This is a genomic window from Pseudoalteromonas sp. SG43-7 (assembly GCF_014164295.1).
GTDB classification, from domain to species: Bacteria; Pseudomonadota; Gammaproteobacteria; order Enterobacterales; family Alteromonadaceae; genus Pseudoalteromonas; species Pseudoalteromonas rhizosphaerae.
Genome location: NZ_JACJEY010000007.1, coordinates 98,223 through 116,908 on the forward strand (window position 1 = coordinate 98,223; position 18,686 = coordinate 116,908).

Sequence of the window (18,686 nt, forward strand, 5' to 3'; positions counted from 1 at the left end):
TTGCATATAGGGTTGGTATATCTGTTTAATCTTTAACTGAGCGTATATTTAAAGACTGTTGAAAACGTTCACTCCAATAATGAGTTCGTTTTAAATAGTAATCAGCAGCTAAAGGGCCGTAATCAAGATACTTATAGTCACCCACTTGCTTCTCAATCGCAGGCTCGATCTGAGTCCCTTCGTGCCATTCATTAAATGAGGTCACTCCGATAAAGGTTGGAGCCACTGCAATTGCTTTTTTAAACATCGTGTCGTAGTACTTTCCAGCTTCGCGTGCTCTGAAGTTTTTTTTGTTCCACGGACGAATTCTATCGTCTGCATACCCAGGACCGACACTTGGAATAAATAGTTTATTATGTTGCTTTGCCCACTTAGCTAGGTATGGCCAGTTTTTAGTGGTACTGCCATAAACAAACCCATCAACAGCAAAGTAGGTATAAAAGCCATCCATACCACTGTTTAAAAAGAATGACTCCTCACCTTCATCAACCCACAGCCCTATAAAGTTAGCATCATACGTTTTACCTCTGACTGTTAATTCGCCTTTTGGTAGCAACACTTTCTGCCATTCACTGATTGGCATTTTGTATGAGTCATAAACATAATATAATGGCTTGCCTTGGTAATGATATAAAGCGGGATGTTGCCCAAAGCGCTGGTCTAGCTGTTTTACTACCTGTAAAAATTCAGCCGCACTGTGATAGATAGGTTCAATATGGAAGTTAACTTTAAGGCCGATTTTAGCGGCTTTATCCATAAAAACTGGCACTGAACTGGTACCAAAATCGCTATCGCCCCACCAGCTTAATATAATTACGCTAACTCCTGCTTGTTTCATCATCGCTAAATGGGTATCCATAAGTGCTTCGTCGTTTGCACTGTAAGTACCTAATTCAGGATAAAAATTAGCACCAATGTCATCGCCGCCAGGGTAGCCTTTACGTCCAACAATAGGTTGATCACCGTAAGGTAATACCTGATGATCCCAGTGCGCCCATTGACCATCAACTTTTAAGTTGCCATACCAACTGTAATAAAAAATATGCAGCCCACGCTGTTGAGATCCGGCTGCAGATTCAGCAGTCACATAAAAACTGCATAATAAAAGGCTTATTAAAATGGCAGAGCACCTTTTTAATCGCGAAAGTTTATTCTTAAACAACATATTATTTACCGTTTCACCTAAAAAATAGGTAGCTTGGAGCGCTATTTAGCACTCACAAGCTGCCAAAAAAATCAAAACTAAAATGGTTGCAGTGGGCCTATTAGTTCGAGTTCAGAAACTTGAACTTGCTGGGCATCGCCATTGTTAGCACTAATACTTAAGCGATATAAGCTAAAGGCAAAACCATTCCCTATTGTAAAGAGACGTCGTTGGTTTAATTGTTCAAATTCCTCGTCTTTAAAGCTCGCTATTTCTAACCATGTTTTACCGCCATCATTTGAGCCTTGTAAGGTGAAGTTTTTCGGATCTTTGTTGTTACTATCACTGCCATTCGTGATTGCGATATTAGTGACAATCTGTGCTTGAGGTAATGCAACATCAAGCCATACAGGCATAGTTTCAGTGGCTGCCGTCCATATAGTCGCTTTATCATCATCCGTTGCATTACTTTCTACCACTCCCTCTTGCTCGCCAGTACCTGCAAGGACTGATGAGGCAGTTGCAGAATGATCAACTGAAGCAACCTGCGGACCTATTAGCTCGATCTCTGCTATTTGCATCAGCGTATCGTCGCCACGGTTTTTAGTTATATTGAAGCGATAAAAACTAAAACCCAAATCGTTAGTAAAAGTGAAAACACGTCGTTGAAAACGCTGCTCAAAGTTCTCACCTAACCAAGCACCAAGTGTGATCCAATTTTCACCGTCATTTGACGCTACTAAGTTAAAGTTTTGCGGATCGCGTGAGTCAGCATCGTTTGCACTTGTTAGTGCCAGCTTATTAACCGCTGTCGTAGTAGTGAACTGTACCATTGCCCAAGATGGATTTTCAGCGCTTGGCGCGCCAGCCCAATCATTATGGTCCAACCATTTGCTATCAACACTACCATCGAACGCTTTAACACCCGCCTCACCATCACCAATCTGGTTACGAACGGTAATTATTGCATCGGCTGATAAAGCATGATTTAAATCTGCCACTTTAGGTCCTACCAAGGCAATCTCAGCAATTTTTAACTCAGCGTCAGCGGCAGTTTTAGTTATGCTTAAACGATAGCTAGAAAATGCCAGTGTATTATTGGTCGCAAACGATAACCTTTCACCACGACGTTCGAATTTTTCATCTGAATAATCAGCTAAATGAACCCATGTTTGCCCATTATCATTACTGGCAGCAAGTGAAAATGTAGCGGGATCACCATCTGCGTTTTGAGCATCTGAGATCAGTACTAACTTATCAACGGCAGCGGCTTGTGCGAGCGTAACTGTTATCGAAACGGGTACTTCAGTTGAAGGCACATCAGAGACCCAACTTGTGTCGTCATTACTATCAAATGCCAGTGCATAACTCTCACCTGCACTTGCAGATATTACAGCACTGCCAATTGGTTCTGCATGATCAACACTTGCATTTATGGGTCCCACAAAAGCAATCTCTGATAACTGCATTAAACCATCATCACCTCTATTTTTAGTGATATTTAAACGATATGAGTAAAATTCTAAGCCATTGTCAAAACGAAACTCACGTCGTTGGAAACGCTCATCAAAGTTCTCACCAATAAATTTAGCCAAGGTTAGCCAGTTTTCGCCATCGACTGAACCTTGAATATTAAAGTTTTGAGGATCTCGAGACTCAGCATCATTAGCACTCGTAATGAACACGCTATTAACAGCATGTTTTTCAGCAAAATCAACTTGGATCCAAGATGGGTCTTGCTCACTTGACGCACCTGACCAATCATTATGATCAAGCCACTTGGTATTCGTATCACCATCAAATGCTTTACTTTCAGCTTCGTTGTCACTTATGCGATTACGAGCTGTGATGGTTGCTGTAGCAAGATTTTCAGCATTGGTAATTTCTTTAACAGGGCCACTAGATGCAGCACTTTCAAGAAAAGGGAGCGCAACATCAATGACATCCTCAGCTGATAGCGCTAATTTATCTAGGTAAGGAAAACCAGCAATGGTTTTCAACATTCGCTCACGCAATGGCTGTAAAGCGACTACATCCCCGTCATTGGCTAAGTTAATCGCGCTAATAAGTTCGTTAATAACACCCGCGACAGTTTCATCTTTACTAAGACTTGCAAATACTGCGTTAGCTAAAGAAAGTTTAATAATATTAATGTCGGCCAATTGGTCAGTACAATTACCTTCACTATCGCAATCTTGGCCTACTACAAAATTATCGTAGCTTTCGGCACTGATCAATTGGGTTTTAAATACATTGGCTTTACTGTCGATCCCCAGTGCTTTTAGTACTAAACGCGAGTTATCCGATAAAGCTAATTCATATAACTCACGCACAGCAACATTTAAACCATTGGCAATACCTTGCTCAACTAAATGAGTGGCGGTTGTAGTTAAAGCATTTACTTGAAAATTAGCGTCTGCTACGCCATCACTTGTGGATGCGTAAGGCACATCAACATATGTTAAAGTCGCTAACTGTAGATCAGCAATCTCAGTGCCACTGAGCTGTTCACCGATTAGGTGTTCAGCACAGCTGGGCGCATCACAGATCATCGTTGAGTTAGCATCCGTATTAACGGTCATCTTAAACATACCGTTAATACCAAAGCCTTGTTGACTTTCTATGCTCAGATTTACCATACCAGCAGCATCGGTTTGACTGTTAGATGTCACCTTAATATCTGAGCCATTCATTTGCTTTACAGTGACCGTTGCGAAACCTAATGTCCCTTTCACTGCACTACCGGCAATATCAGCAGAGGTAATATCAATTTTTGCTGGGATATCAGTCGGATCCGGATCATCAGCTCCACCACACCCTGATAGGCCGATCATTGCTACCAGCATAATGCTAGATATTTTACTAAGTTTGGGCTTATTCATGTTTATTCCTCTATACGATTCTTGGTTATTTGTTCCGTCTCACCTTGCGCTATTAAAAGCGGTAAGTTGCACCTGCGTAAAAACGACGACCACTGTATGCATTTTGAATAAAGCGGTTTTTAGTATCGTCACCTAGATGCATGTAAGTATCTGATTGAGTGAGGTTAATAACGGAAGCAGATAACACGAGAGCATCAGTCAAGTTATAACTTGCATTGACGTCTACCTGATCATAGGCTTCATTGTAATAGTTCATTTCCCATGAGGCGTTGTAGCCTTGAACCGTTGGACCGCGCTTATTGTATGAGGCGCGAACACTGAATAAGTCATCTTCATAAAATACCGATAAATTCATTTGGTATTTAGAACTACCTATCAAAGGTGACTCTCCCACCTTTTCGCCATCAAGCTCTACATTGGCTTGATTAGTGTTATTGCGGGTATAATTAGCATAAAGACCAAAGCCATTATCAAAGAAGTGTTGGATAAAAAACTCAGCCCCTTCAGAAGAAGCATTCGTACCATTAGCTACAGTGCTAAAATCCCTAACTGCAAAATTGTCGCCACTGACATTTACTTGCTCATCACCTGCGTTAGGTAAATTAAATGAAATGTCCGGTGCACTGCGGGTAACATCAATTATTAAAGGCACAACAAAGTTATCAACATCTTTTTTAAATAACGCAATACCAAAGCCAGAGCCAGCTCCGTAGTAGTATTCTAAAGACATATCAAATTGGGTTGACTCAAATGGCGCTAGCTGGTTATTACCACCGGATCCTGTCCACCCTTCGCCATCAATAATTGCATCAAAATTGTCTGCCGATGAGCGATCCGTTGAGTATTCATTCGACGTGTACGTTAAAGTCTGAAACTGGCCTAAATCATCATAACCAGGACGAGCCATGGTTTGTGATGCCGCTCCACGTAGTACCCAGTTGTCATCGATATCCCAGACTATATTAAAGCTGGGCAGTACCTTTGTTTCTGTACTCTCTTTTTCAATAAAAACAAAGTCTTCTACACGTTGTTGGTCGATTGGTAATTCATTGCCATTGTCGTCCTTCCAATCTAATCGGTAGGTGATTTTATCTGATGATCCGGTGGTCGTTTTGGTGCGCACTACGCGTACACCCAAGTTACCCCGTACTTGTGAAAAACGATAATCAGCTTGCATATAAGCCGCTGTAATTTCTTCTTCAACACTATAAACATAGTTAGGTTCTATACGCGTATAATGAACAAAGTTTTCATTTAAATGATCTTGGTATTTATGCCAGTTTACAGCTGGGAATAAGTTCGTATTAATTACATCAGACAAGTTACCTAATGAATCTGAATAAATTAAATCTGCAATATCCGGTATGCCGCCATTTTTAGAATAATCATCATCTAAATCAATGGTGCCTTCAGCTTCACCTTTTGCTATATCAAAATCTGGGGAGAGATAAAAGCTGTTGCGAGTATCGCGATGAATTTTACCTTTGCGATATTTCGCACCAAAATGCAACGTTTCAATTACGCCATAATCCACAAAATAGTCAAAATCAATCTGTCCGTAATCTTCTTCTTGAGTACCGGTCACAAAACTAGAATCGGTGGCTGTTACATCGGGTTCGCCACCAATGCCTGCAGCCAAGTTACTGATCATACTTGGATCCATATAGGTGGTCATGCGCCCATCAGAAAAATCGTAACCATAGTAAAGCGAGGATTCATTTGCATAATAAGCGGCACGATACTTTTGTGAAGGGCCACCTTCAGCTTCGGTATGGCCCAGCACTAGCTTAACGTTGTAATTATCACCTTCGTATTTAGCATAAAAATCATATGTATCAGAGCTGGATTCTTCAATCGTATATTCACCATTAATACGTGGGATAGGAGAAACAGCCTGAGTGCCTGATGCACCAACAGAGTAGTCTATACCTGTAACAAACTGAGACTCTTCATCAACACGGACATCGGTCCAGAAATTATCGTTATTGTTCCATTCTGGGTATTCTAATTGATTTAAAATTGAGTCTTGGCCCAATTTAAAATTAAAATAATTAAAGCCAAGCTCTAAGTTACTAGTTGGTCGCCATTGAGTAGTAAACTGGATCCCGGTTCGATTTCGCTCTTCGTTTAAGACTTCCTGAACCATACTTTGTGCAGCATAACCTTGTGCCCCCCCCTCAACCATTTGATTATCTTTCATTTCAGAATAAAGATAATTTTTATTCATGATATTGATACGCGAGCTTTGTGAGCGATTAGTGCGGTCTTGTTTTGTATAACCCACTAAAACCCCAAAGTCTTCATCATCATTTTTCCATGAATAAATACCGCTAAATTGAGGTTCATACTTATCGGTAATATCAGAATTACTGGTTTCAAAATTAATGATCCCAGAGTTTTTATCCATATCTAGAGGCTTGCGGCTATACAACAAGACCGTACCGCCGATTCCGCCCTCATCAAGGCGAGCTTCTGAAGATTTATATACTTCAACGCGTTGGATCATAGTTGCAGGTAATAATGCGTATGAAAATGAACGCGATGGTTCACCGGGCGACGATGCTATAAAGTTGCCATTTAATTGGGTGAAGGTTAAGTCCGATGATAAACCACGAATACTGACAGAGGCGCCCTCACCGCCATCCCGTTGTATAATGACCCCTGGCACACGTTGCAATGAGTCCGCCACATTCTTATCTGGGAACTTACCAATATCTTCTGCGGTAATGGCGTCAACGGTTGCATTAGACAACCGCTTAATCGCTAAGTTTTCAGCTGCCGAGGCGCGAATGCCCCTAACTTCAATTACTTCTAGGTCGTTTTCTGGTGCTTTTTGTTCTTCTTGTGCGTATACGACATGACAGTTTGCCATCAACGCTAGCAGCAGCGCGGATTTCTTAAACCGCCGTGCAAGATCCGCCGATTCACGACTGTTCTTATTATTGGTCATGTTTATCTCCAGTATTATTGTGTGTGGTTAGTTGTGTTAAAGCACTTTAAAACCCATGATAATCCCTGTGGGTAAACCTTAAGGCATTTCAGAACTGGGTTAATAGCTTGTTAAACTGCTTTTCAAGAATAGGGTTCTGTCGAAGAAAGTGATAATAGAAATTCGGTTGCCACTAGGACAAAATCGGCGTTAAGGTTAAAAAAAGATCCAATCAGTGCTGAGCTAGTTTATAGTCATCAACTTAAATTAATGGCATATAAAAACACTTTTCATATTCATAAAAAGTAAAAAACAAAAATAAACAACTGATTTATAACTAAGTTTTATTTATTCTGATAGTATCAACTATTATTAAATATTTTATTGTTAACAACATCGCTGGTATTTTGGAACGAAACAATGCGTAAAAATTTAGAAGTCTGTTTAAACGCAGATGATCATATTCAGTTAGCTGATAATGTAAAAACCGCATTTACAGCTGGCGCCTCTAGAATTGAACTTTGCAGCACAATGCAACTTGAAGGTCTCACTCCTAGTGCAACAGCAATGACTATCGCAGCTCATGCAATGCCCTCAGAAGGCGAGTTGCTTATCATGATACGACCTGTTGCGAATCAATTTATTGTTGATGCAACAATACTGAAGCTAATGCTTACACAAATAGCACACGCGGCGCACGCAGGTGCTACCGGTGTTGTTTTTGGTGCGCTAAACGCCAATGACGTTGATATCGCAGCTACCACATCGCTTATTGCCTGCGCACATAAATATAATTTAGCAACGACATTTCATCGCGCTTTTGATTGTATAGCAGACAGCGAACAGGCAATTGGCCTATTAACTGAACTGGGCATTGATCGTATCCTCACAAATGGCACTAAATGGACTGATGATAAAGGCGTTATGCAAGGTCTTAATCATTTACAAACAATCATTAGCCACGCCAATGCTCATATAGAAATTGTTATTGGTGGTGGCGTAACCACTGATAATGCAAGTACACTTTGGCAACTTGCCAACAATAATTTAGTGTCACTACATGCCTACTCCGGCGTACACAACAAGGATGGCTGGGTGGATCCGTTATTAATTAACGCAATTTTAAATCAACGAACTAACGAGCAGGCTAAAAATGACTAACCACTTTCAACCGCCGCTGTATTTAGGTATTGATGGCGGCGGTACAAAATGCCGAGTCAGGCTTGAAAACGCACAAGGCACCCTACTTGCAGAGGCAGTAAGCGGTGCAGCAAATATTGCAACCTCTGTTGAAGTGGCGCAGCAATCCATTATTGATGCAACAACACACGCATTACAACAGGCTGGTTTAGGGCTATCAACACTTGGGGCAATTTATGCCTATGCCGGACTCGCTGGCGCTGGCATTGCCGGTGCAAATAAAAAGATGGCACAGTGGCAGCATCCATTTGCACAATTTAACTTTTCAACTGACTTACACATAGCCTGCCAAGGTGCCCATGGTGATAACAGTGGTGCGATTATTATTTTAGGCACTGGCTTTTGTGCTGGAGCAATAAAAAACGGTAACGTTATTGAATTAGGAGGCCATGGATTATTATTAAGTGATGGCGCAAGCGGAGGCTGGATTGGTTTAACTTTATTTCGTTATGCATTAGAGGTTTTAGATGGCTTATCCCCCTCAAGCCCATTAATAAATACCTTATTGGCACAGCTTAATTGTGATACAAGTAACCAGCTGACAGAATTAGCACTCAATGCAAAACCCGCTTACTTTGCCGGTTTTGCGCCTTTAGTTTTCGCAATGCAAGATGATCCTTGGACCATTATTATTTTAGAGCAAGCAGCGCGCTATATTACCCGTTATATCGATCATTTAGTTAGCCACGGCTATCACAACATTACATTAATGGGAGGCACAGCCGAGAAAATTACTCCTTGGTTATCTACCAAAGCACAAGGTTATCTATGTGATGCGCATTACCTGCCCGAGCAAGGCGCTATTCAATTAGCCAAACGGCTGGCTTAGGGCTCAATTTGGTCGCGCATTTGCGAGGGGATCTCACCAAATAAGCGTCTGAATTGTTTACTAAAATAGCTAGGCTCAGAAAAACCGCATTGATAGGCTATTTGTGAAATAGGTAAACGAGTTTCAACAAGTAGCTTACGTGCGTTTTCTAAACGTATTTCATTAATAAATTGATTAGGTGTTTTTGCTAAATGTTTTTTAAAACGCCGCTCTAACGCACTTACCGATAAATGAGCAAGCTCGGCAAGTTCTTCAATACAGATATTGCGATGATAGTGTTCACGTATATAATTTACTGGCCCTTCAATCGCTCTTACATGCGACAAAGCCTTTGATGTTTTTTGTAAATGTCGTGTAACGCCATAGGTGCCCAGTATTTGACCATCGTCAGCTAAAATTGCTTTTTTGGACGTTGAAAACCAGGCCAATTCACCATTTGAGGTTTGGTTTAGCTCCAAACGATCAGTAACAACATAGCCATTCATTACACGTTTATCGTCATTGACGTATTGAAATGCTAAGTGCTTGGATGAAAAATCAAAATCAGTTTTCAGTAAAATTTGCTCTAATGACTTATACCCTTGATGTTCAATAAAATGTTGATTTGCGTACAGAATTCGACTATCAGAATCCTTCACCCAGAACAAAATATCGGGTAATAAATCAAATGCCGCGATCAGTTGATTTACACCCGCTTTATTTATGATCCCTTGCACTTCCATAATAATATATTCTATAAATATGAATTTATAATAATACATAAAACGCCGATTTTATTGCATTGTCAACCGAATTTTTATTATCCCTTACGCTGTTCATTCTCTATTATCAATAACATGATATTAACTAAACTCAGTAGACGATTACTGACATGGAGCTTTTTTCATGAATAATGCCAAAATCCGCATGGGGATGGTCGGTGGTGCACAAGGTGCATTTATTGGTGCAATCCATCGCATTGCTGCACGCTTAGATGGCTTAATTGAGTTAGTCGCAGGCTCCTTTAGTTCAGATCCAACACGCAGCCAAGCTACTGCTGCAATGCTAGGAATAAATCCAACTCGTTGCTATGACAGCTACCAACAAATGTTTAGCGAAGAAGCTAAGTTACCTGCCGATCAACGAATTGATTTTGTGGCAATAGTGACGCCAAATCATTTGCATTTCCCAATTGCAAAGTGTGCGATTGAAGCAGGTTTTCACGTTTTATCAGATAAACCAGCCACCCTAAATTTAGAACAAGCGCTGTTATTAGAAAAAACTCTGCAAGCCAGTGATTGTTTATACGGATTAACTCATACCTACACTGGTTATCCGATGATCAAAGAAGCACGCCAACGTATTACTGATGGCGAGCTGGGCGCTATTCGTAAAATTATTGTTGAGTACACTCAAGGTTGGCTTGCCACCAGCGAAGATGAAAATGCCAAACAAGCCAAATGGCGTTTAGATGCTGATAAGGCCGGTATTAGTTGTTGTATAGCTGATATAGGGGTGCATGCTGCAAATCTAGCTGAATACGTGAGCGGCCTAGAAATCACCGCACTATGCGCTGACTTAAATCATGTTGTTGCAGGCAGAACACTCGATGACGATGGCACCGTTTTACTGCGCTTTAACAACAACTCTAAGGGAGTTCTTCTTGCCAGCCAAGTTGCATTAGGAGAAGAAAACAATCTTAATTTGCGTATTTATGGCGATCAAGCAAGTCTTGAGTGGTCACAAATGGAACCAAATAGTTTGTGGCTCAAAAGTCATAACGCGCCAACCACCCTATTACGTGCAGGTGTTGGTCTAAAAAGTACTGCGGCACAAAATTCACTGCGAACACCTGCAGGTCATCCAGAAGGATACCTTGAAGCATTTGCCAATATCTATGTCAATTTTGCAAAACAAATTCACGCAAAAAAAGCCGGATACTCAGCATCTAACCATGACTTTGACGTGCCTGGTATTAAAGAAGCAATTCGCGGAATGGCATTTATAGAAAATGCTGTAGCAGCGTCGGGCAAAGACACTAAGTGGCAACCATTTAAAATTGGATAAAAAATGAAACAAATTAAAGGTCCAGCGATCTTCTTAGCGCAATTCATCAGCGATGAAGCTCCTTTCAACAGCTTTGCCACTATTTGTCAGTGGGCAGCAAATTTAGGCTACAAAGCAATTCAGCTACCGACTGCAAATTCTCGTATTTTCGATTTAGAAAAAGCAGCCCAAAGCCAAGATTATTGCGATGAAGTGACTAGTATTGCTGCGCAGGCGGGGCTTACAATTTCAGAGTTATCAACTCATTTACAAGGGCAGCTCGTAGCCGTTCATCCGGCATATGATGACATGTTTGACAATTTTGCCCCTCAAGCACTACGCGGTGATCCTATAGCCAGAACTAAATGGGCCATCAATCAGTTAATGATGGCTGCTAAAGCCAGTAAAAATTTGGGCTTAAAAAGCCATGTGACTTTTTCAGGAGCGCTACTTTGGCATACTTTTTACCCTTGGCCGCAGCGTCCAAAAGGACTGGTAGAGCAAGGATTCCAAGAACTTGCGAAACGCTGGCTGCCAATCCTCGACTACTTTGATGAAATGGATGTGGATGTTTGCTATGAACTTCACCCAGGGGAAGATTTACATGATGGCGTAACGTTTGAGCGCTTTTTAGCTGCGACAAATAATCATCCACGGGTAAATATTCTTTATGATCCCAGCCATTTTATTTTACAACAACTTGATTACTTAGAATTTATTGATATTTATCACCATCGTATTAAAGCATTTCACGTCAAAGATGCAGAGTTTAATCCAAATGGTCGCAGCGGTATTTATGGTGGCTATCAAGATTGGCAAGACCGCCCTGGTCGGTTTCGCTCCTTAGGTGATGGCCAAATTGATTTCAAAAGTATCTTTAGCAAATTAACGCAATATGGTTTTGATGGCTGGGCAGTTCTGGAGTGGGAGTGTTGCATTAAACATCCTGAAGATGGGGCGAAAGAAGGCGCACAATTTATAAAAGAGCATTTGATCCGCCCTACGGCTAAAGCATTTGATGACTTTAGCGCAATGGACACAAATGATCAGCGAAATAAGCGGATATTAGGTATTTAATAAACAGGGTCACACACAATGAATAACAACAATAATGGTATTATTTTTCGGCTTTGCTGCATTGCATTAATTGTCACATCAATGACTTTCGCAATAAGGGCTGGCGTTTTAGGACAACTAGGCGAGCAGTTCGGCCTCACTGGTACACAACTAGGTTGGGTAAATGCCATGGCATTTTTAGGGTTTCCGGTTGCAACCATGCTCGGGGGCATCATTTATAACGCGATTGGTGCTAAAAAGTTGGTTGCATTAGCGTTTATTTGCCACCTAGGCGGACTTATTTTAACTATCACTGCAGATGGTTTTTGGGGATTATTGATCTCTACCTTTTTAATTGGCTTTGCCAATGGATCGGTTGAAGCCGGTTGTAATCCACTGATCGCCCAAATGTATCCTAAAAACACCACCACTATGTTAAACCGCTTTCATGTTTGGTTTCCTGGCGGGATCGTAATTGGTGCATTAGCTTCAAATGCAATGACATCCGCTGGCTTCAGCTGGCAATGGCAAGTTTCGCTGATCCTTGTGCCCACCATTATTTATGGTGCGATGATGCTTAAAGCGAAATTTCCACAGTTTGATACACAGCAAAATTCAACCACCAGCAACTTAAAACACTTACTCTCGCCGCTGTATTTGTTTCTCATTATTTGCATGACACTGACAGCAGTCACCGAATTTGGCACACAGCAATGGATTGAGCAAATCCTTGGCTCGTCAGGCGCTTCGCCTATGGTTATTTTAGCTTTGATCACCGGATTGATGGCATTAGGTCGGTTTTTTGCGGGCCCGATTGTGCACCGCTTTAGTCCATCGGGTGTCCTACTGGGCTCAGCCATTTTTTCAACACTAGGGATATTTTTAATGAGCCAAGCGCAAGGTAATACCATCTACCTTGCCGCAGCACTATTTGCCGTTGGCGTTACTTATTTTTGGCCAACCATGATCGGTTGTGTCGCTGAGTATGCCCCAAAAACAGGTGCACTTGGCATGTCGTTAATTGGTGGAGCTGGCATGTTTGCAATGAGCATCTGGAACCCCGTCATAGGCCATTGGATTGATAATGCGCGAACACAAGCACAAACAACTAGTGTCAGTGTAGAACAAGTTGAAGTGCTCGCAGGACAAGCTGTATTACAAAATCTACTGGTTTTTCCGATTGTCCTGATCATTGTATTTATTGGTCTTCATCTGTTTATAACAAAAAATAAAAACGTTGAAAAATACGTTTAATAGCAACAAGTAACACACAAAAATAAGGGGTATTATATGCTTAAATCAATCTCTGTGTTGTCAATTGCACTGGCTTTTAGTAGCAGTGCTTTTGCTAAGACACCCGATAACCAACTTTCTAAAGAAGAACAAACAGCTGGCTGGCAATTACTGTTCGATGGCAAAGATATGTCGCACTGGCGCAATTTCAAAAGTGAGACACTCAGCCCAAAATGGACCATAGACAATGGCGCAATGTTACTCACTAAAGGCGGCGGCGACATACTCACTAAAAAAGTCTATCGCAATTTTGACTTGAAACTAGATTGGAAAATTAGTGAAGTTGGCAATAGTGGCATTTTTGTTCTAGCCGATGAGTTGGGTAAATATATTTACTCGCACGCCCCTGAAATCCAAATTATAGATAACGAACGTCATTCAGATACGAAAATAGATTCTCATTTATCTGGCTCTATTTATGATTTATTTACGCCACCTACTTCAGCTCACAAACCTGCAACTGAGTGGAACACGGTGCGTATTAGAATGCTTAATGACCATTTACAAGTTTGGCAAAATGATGTCAACACTGCCAGTATTGTTGTGGGCAGTAGTACTTGGAATACCTTGGTTAAAAACAGTAAATTTGCAACTTGGTCTAACTTCGCAACAGCAAAGGAAGGTCGCATAGGTTTACAGGATCATGGTGACAAAGTGTGGTTTAAAAATATAAAAATTAAGGAACTATAAGCATGTCTACATTTGATCATAAAGTACTGGTTGTTGGCTCCGGCGCAGGTGGCGCAATGGCCGCTTATACCTTAACTAAACTAGGCCATAAAGTATTATTACTTGAAGCGGGGCGTGATTACGATCCAAAAAAAGAAAGCCCAATGTTTCGCCGTAACAGTGAAGCTCCTTTAATGGGCGCAGGAAATAAAGACAAAAACTTTGGCTTTTACGATGCAACCGTCGATGGTGGCTGGCAAGTTCCTGATGAGCCTTACACTAACGCCAAAGGCACTGATTTTTACTGGTGGCGTGCACGCATGTTAGGTGGAAGAACTAATCACTGGGGACGTTACTCATTACGCTTTAGTGAACATGATTTTAAAGGTAAAAGCCAAGATGGCAACGGCGCAGATTGGCCTTTCACTTATGATGATATCGCACCATGGTACGACATCACGGAAGAACTAGTGGGTATTTGCGGCACCAATACCGGCCTTGATGATATGCCGCCATCTGCACCTGGGGTATTACAGCCACCACCAACGCCGCGAATTCCTGAGTTACTGATTGCTGCCAGTGCGAAAAAACTGGGTATCGCAGCCGTACCTATGCACAGAGCAGTATTAACTCGGCCAAAAGATGATCGTATGGCATGCTTTTATGCAACACCTTGTGGCCATGGTTGCTCAATCGGCGCGGCGTTTCAAACTACAACCTCATTATTACCTATGGCAAAAGCAACTGGGAATTTAGAAATAATTACTGATGCAATGGTTAAATCAGTCGCTGTTAATGATGACGGTAAAGTAACGGGTGTAACTTATATAGATAAGCAAACCGTAGCTGAAAAAACACTGACAGCAGATATCGTGATCCTTGCTGCTAGTGCCTGCGAATCCGCACGAATTTTGCTAAATTCAAAACACGCCAAGCATCCCAAAGGTTTAGCTAACTCAAGTGGCCAAGTAGGTCGTAACTTAATGGATTCAACCGGTGCTTGGCTTGGTGCGCAAGTTCCAGCATTAAAAGGTCGCCCACGTTATAACGAAGATGGCCACACTGGGAACCATTTATTTATTCCTTGGTGGGGACACAAAGCACATGCCAAAGGTGAGCTTGATTTTCCTCGTGGTTATCACTTTGAGATCAGTAGCGGTTTTAATCAACCTGGCTCTGGAGTCTCTGGCGATAAACGTGGTTATGGTATTGAGCTAAAACAACAAGTTCGTGATGCCTATGGATCTTATGTTGGCTTTGCGCTGCGCGGAGAAATGCTCCCCAACGATGATACCTACATGGAAATTGATGAAAATGTTAAAGATAAATGGGGCATTCCGGTTTCGAAATTTCATTTCAAATGGTCAGATCGTGAGCTAAAACAAATTGAGCACGGCTTAAAAACAGCGAAACAGATCCTTGAAAATCTAGGGGCTACTGTGGGCAAATTACCTGCTGCTGAAAAAGCAATTTCAAAAGGTGGCGAGATCATTCATGAAGTAGGCACCACTCGCATGGGCAGCTCAGCAAAGGATTCAGTGACCAATCAATGGGGCCAAACATGGGATTGCGACAACTTATTTGTGATGGATGCAGGGGTATTTACCTCTAATCCACATAAAAATTGCACATTAACCATCATGACATTGGCAATGCGTAATTCAACCTGGATAGCCAAACAAATAGAACAAGGAGCGCTGTAACATGCATAATGAAGATCGTGTTGACTCATACAAATATATTTCCGGCATGACACGTCGTGAATCGTTAAAGTGGCTTGGTTTATTAGCCGCAGGTTCCGCCATATCACTTTCAGCAGGGTGTAGTAAAGCGTTAGAAGAGAAAATTAGTGATAAAGGACATTGGCCTGACTTAGATTTACAGCCTATAACAGCTAAAGGTTATGGCACTGATCCAAATATGGTTATGCCACCACAATCACCTTGGCCATTGACATTAACTCAAGCACAATTAAATTTAGTTGCGGTGTTAGCCGATTATATCGTGCCTAGCGAAGGTAACAACCCAAGTGCAACTGAGGTAAATGTACCGAGTGTGATTGATGAGTGGGTAAGCTCACCTTATAACGGTCAACAAAAAGACCGCGTTACTATTTTACACGGCTTAGCATGGATCGATGATGAGGCAGTGCTGCGTTATAAAGCACCATTTGTCGCATTGAAAAAAGAGCAACAAACAGCCATCTTAAATGATATTGCTTATTTTGATGATGAAACCCCTGCGCAGTTTCAACGCATTGGTAATGCTTTTTTACGCTTTAAAAATCTTGTACTTGGTGCCTACTTTTGTACACCGCAAGGTTGTAAAGATATTGGTTATTTAGGTAATGTGCCTATTGCAGGCGATTACCCAGGACCTACTGACGAAGCAAAAGCCCATTTAGATAGCGTTTTAGCTGAACTGGGTTTGACCGAGTATGCTTATCAAGATTCAGTTGCCAGTTAACACTAAGCTATTTTTTAGCTAGCCCAGCCCTAAGCAGGGAGCAATTCCCTGCTTTTCCTCCTAGGTGTTTTTTATGTTCAAAATCAAATCATTATTTAATTATGTTATTTCAATTCTGTTTATTTTTTGTGTTTTAAACTCGCTGTCTATCTATGCAAAAACAAGCAAACAACTACTCCCTGTTAGTGTTCAGCTTTGGTCTGTTAAAGATGCCTTAAAAGCGGATTTTGATGGCACCCTTTCATCTATTGCTGATATGGGCTTTCAAGGTGTGGAATTTGCAGGTGACTTTGGGCCTTATAAAAACAATCCAAGTGCACTGCAGGACAAACTCGCTAAGCTAAATTTAGTCGTCAGTAGCGCACATATCGGCTTTGACTCCTTAACGGATGACACCTTAACAGACACATTATTGTTTTATAAAACCCTTGGTGTCTCGATTTTATTTGTACCTTGGGATGAAAGAGCTTGGCAGCCACAAGGAATCACCTCTCTGACCGAACAACTCACTCAGGTTAATGAAATCGCTCAGCGCTATGCTATGCACATCGGTTTTCACAACCATAATAAGGAGTTTAATCAATTCCAAAACGCGACATACTGGGACGCTATTGCCAGTAATACGCCAAATACCCTGCCACTGCAGCTTGATATAGGTTGGGTACATTATGCAGGAAAAGATCCTGAATATTTCATTAAAAAATACCCAGGACGAACCCTGGCAACCCACTTAAAAGTTCGCACCCATCCTAACGATGGCTTAAGTCCTATATTAGGTGAAAATGATTATCCATGGCAAAAAATAATAGAAACATTGATTGTTGATGGCGCCACTCAGTGGCTAGTCGTAGAGCAGGAAGAATACCCGAATGGGTTAACACCAATGCAAAGCGTGGCTAAATCTAAAGTTAATTTAGATAAGATCCTCGCTAAAATGGGCGAATAAAGTAACTTTCTCCCTCCTCTGACACAAACAGTAGGGACTAACAATAGTACATTAACTATCTTAGTCCCTATGAACTCTTAATAATTATACATCCCACTCTTTCAGTGTGTCTTTTAAGTATTCATAACGCCATGAGTTAAGTAAATCGGGCTTTGGAGTCTGTTCACGCTCAGCGCTGGTTAACTTCCAATTCCAACTGATCAACTGGTTGATTTGCTTTTTAGATGCAAATACATCTTCTGGAATGCCCTGTTTTTTAGCAACTGCAGTGATTTTTTGTTTAATTTCTTTGGCTACTTTTTTATAACTTGGAAAGTCAATAAGTCGTCTTAGTGGCTCAGGAAAATCTGCAACAGGGATCACTTTAGCTTTTTCAATACACTTTAAGATTTCAACGCCCGAGCGGTTAACTTCGATGCTATCGACTTCTGGGACATTACGCATTGCAGTTAAACTCGTTGGTTTGCGTTTTGCCAATTCAACCAAGCAATGCTCTTTTAATACAAAGTTAAGCGCTAAATTTTTGCGTATCGCTTTGTTACGACGCCAAGCCGCAAGCTCTCTTAATACAGCAAGATCCGCAGGTTTTAATTGCCAAGCATTTTTAATGTCTCGATACAGATGTTCATCCGGTGTTTGATAAGCCCGTTTTTGTGCAATCAACTCACTTTCATTGATCACAATATCAAAGAAACCAGCGTCGTTGATTTGTTCAATAATAATTTTAAAGCACGGTAATAAATGAAATACATCAGCTGCAGCGTAATCGAGTTGTTTAATTGTTAGCGGACGCTGTAACCAATTGGTCCGTGATTCGCTTTTGTCGATTTCAATATCGAGTAAATTTTTTACCATATGAGCAAAGCCCATGCAGTTGCCATTGCCTAATAACTGCAAGGCAAATTGGCTATCAAATAAGGGAGCTGGTACGAAGCCGGCGTATTTTTGAAATACTTCAATATCTTCCGACGGTGAATGCAAGACTTTTAACACCGCAGGATCACGTAGAATCTGCCAAAAATCAAACAATGATAGCTCGGCTAGCGGATCGATTAATGCTAAATGTTCGCCGTCATAAACTTGAATAAGGGCAACTTCAGGATACAAAGTACGACGACGCATAAATTCTGTATCAATTGCTAAGATGGGTTTGTTACGGATCTGCTCTACAAACTCATTTAATTGATTTTGGGTTTGGATCAATTGATATTGCACTTAATCTCCTACAATAAAAAAGCCGACATATG

Annotated in this window: 14 protein-coding genes; 9 read left to right on the plus strand and 5 right to left on the minus strand. The window is 41.2% G+C overall.

All coding sequences use genetic code 11. The features are described 5' to 3' along the window. Positions 1–25 precede the first annotated feature (25 nt). The 3 genes from H5200_RS04780 to H5200_RS04790 all read right to left on the minus strand — a co-directional run bounded on the left by H5200_RS04780 (position 26) and on the right by H5200_RS04790 (position 6,976). Positions 26–1,087 carry an alpha-mannosidase gene (locus H5200_RS04780; RefSeq protein ID WP_310737040.1) on the minus strand — a complete coding sequence of 354 codons (1,062 nt, stop codon included), beginning with the start codon at positions 1,085–1,087 and terminating at the stop codon, positions 26–28. Positions 1,088–1,242: 155 nt separating this feature from the next. Then, positions 1,243–4,026 (minus strand): discoidin domain-containing protein, encoded by a 2,784-nt coding sequence (locus tag H5200_RS04785; protein WP_182761053.1) that lies wholly within the window; start codon positions 4,024–4,026, stop codon positions 1,243–1,245. Between the two features lie 52 nt (positions 4,027–4,078). Beyond that, positions 4,079–6,976: a TonB-dependent receptor gene (locus H5200_RS04790; RefSeq protein WP_182761054.1), complete on the minus strand. Its 2,898-nt coding sequence runs from the start codon at positions 6,974–6,976 to the stop codon at positions 4,079–4,081. A 399-nt stretch (positions 6,977–7,375) separates the two neighbouring features. Between H5200_RS04790 and H5200_RS04795 the strand changes: the two genes are divergently transcribed. Further along, positions 7,376–8,116 (plus strand): copper homeostasis protein CutC, encoded by a 741-nt coding sequence (locus H5200_RS04795; protein ID WP_182761055.1) that lies wholly within the window; start codon positions 7,376–7,378, stop codon positions 8,114–8,116. Further along, the gene (locus tag H5200_RS04800) at positions 8,109–8,984 is read left to right on the plus strand and encodes a BadF/BadG/BcrA/BcrD ATPase family protein (protein WP_182718788.1); all 876 of its coding nucleotides are present in this window, start codon (positions 8,109–8,111) and stop codon (positions 8,982–8,984) included. The genes H5200_RS04795 and H5200_RS04800 overlap by 8 nt, the downstream gene beginning before the upstream one ends. On the opposite strand, the gene H5200_RS04805 is transcribed toward H5200_RS04800, so the two are convergent. Beyond that, positions 8,981–9,706 carry an AraC family transcriptional regulator gene (locus H5200_RS04805; protein WP_182718797.1) on the minus strand — a complete coding sequence of 242 codons (726 nt, stop codon included), beginning with the start codon at positions 9,704–9,706 and terminating at the stop codon, positions 8,981–8,983. The genes H5200_RS04800 and H5200_RS04805 overlap by 4 nt on opposite strands. Positions 9,707–9,869: 163 nt before the next feature. Between H5200_RS04805 and H5200_RS04810 the strand changes: the two genes are divergently transcribed. The 7 genes from H5200_RS04810 to H5200_RS04840 all read left to right on the plus strand — a co-directional run bounded on the left by H5200_RS04810 (position 9,870) and on the right by H5200_RS04840 (position 17,439). Then, positions 9,870–11,030 (plus strand): Gfo/Idh/MocA family protein, encoded by a 1,161-nt coding sequence (locus tag H5200_RS04810; protein WP_182740270.1) that lies wholly within the window; start codon positions 9,870–9,872, stop codon positions 11,028–11,030. Between the two features lie 3 nt (positions 11,031–11,033). Then, complete coding sequence (locus H5200_RS04815) at positions 11,034–12,086, plus strand: sugar phosphate isomerase/epimerase (RefSeq protein ID WP_182740269.1); 1,053 nt, start codon at positions 11,034–11,036, stop codon at positions 12,084–12,086. An 18-nt stretch (positions 12,087–12,104) separates the two neighbouring features. Continuing rightward, the gene (locus tag H5200_RS04820) at positions 12,105–13,319 is read left to right on the plus strand and encodes a sugar MFS transporter (RefSeq protein ID WP_182761056.1); all 1,215 of its coding nucleotides are present in this window, start codon (positions 12,105–12,107) and stop codon (positions 13,317–13,319) included. 36 nt (positions 13,320–13,355) lie between these two features. Continuing rightward, positions 13,356–14,048, plus strand: a complete 693-nt coding sequence (locus tag H5200_RS04825; protein ID WP_182718784.1) for a DUF1080 domain-containing protein — start codon at positions 13,356–13,358, stop codon at positions 14,046–14,048. 2 nt (positions 14,049–14,050) lie between these two features. Continuing rightward, positions 14,051–15,730, plus strand: coding sequence for a GMC family oxidoreductase (locus H5200_RS04830; protein WP_182761057.1), 1,680 nt, complete (start codon positions 14,051–14,053; stop codon positions 15,728–15,730). Position 15,731: 1 nt separating this feature from the next. Then, the gene (locus H5200_RS04835) at positions 15,732–16,493 is read left to right on the plus strand and encodes a gluconate 2-dehydrogenase subunit 3 family protein (RefSeq protein WP_182761058.1); all 762 of its coding nucleotides are present in this window, start codon (positions 15,732–15,734) and stop codon (positions 16,491–16,493) included. 73 nt (positions 16,494–16,566) lie between these two features. After that, a complete protein-coding gene (locus tag H5200_RS04840) occupies positions 16,567–17,439 on the plus strand; it encodes a sugar phosphate isomerase/epimerase (RefSeq protein ID WP_182761059.1) in 873 nt (290 codons plus the stop codon). 84 nt (positions 17,440–17,523) lie between these two features. Here H5200_RS04840 and rnd read toward each other — a convergent pair whose 3' ends face one another. Then, a complete protein-coding gene (rnd, locus tag H5200_RS04845; RefSeq protein ID WP_145235687.1) occupies positions 17,524–18,654 on the minus strand; it encodes a ribonuclease D in 1,131 nt (376 codons plus the stop codon). Positions 18,655–18,686 lie beyond the last annotated feature (32 nt).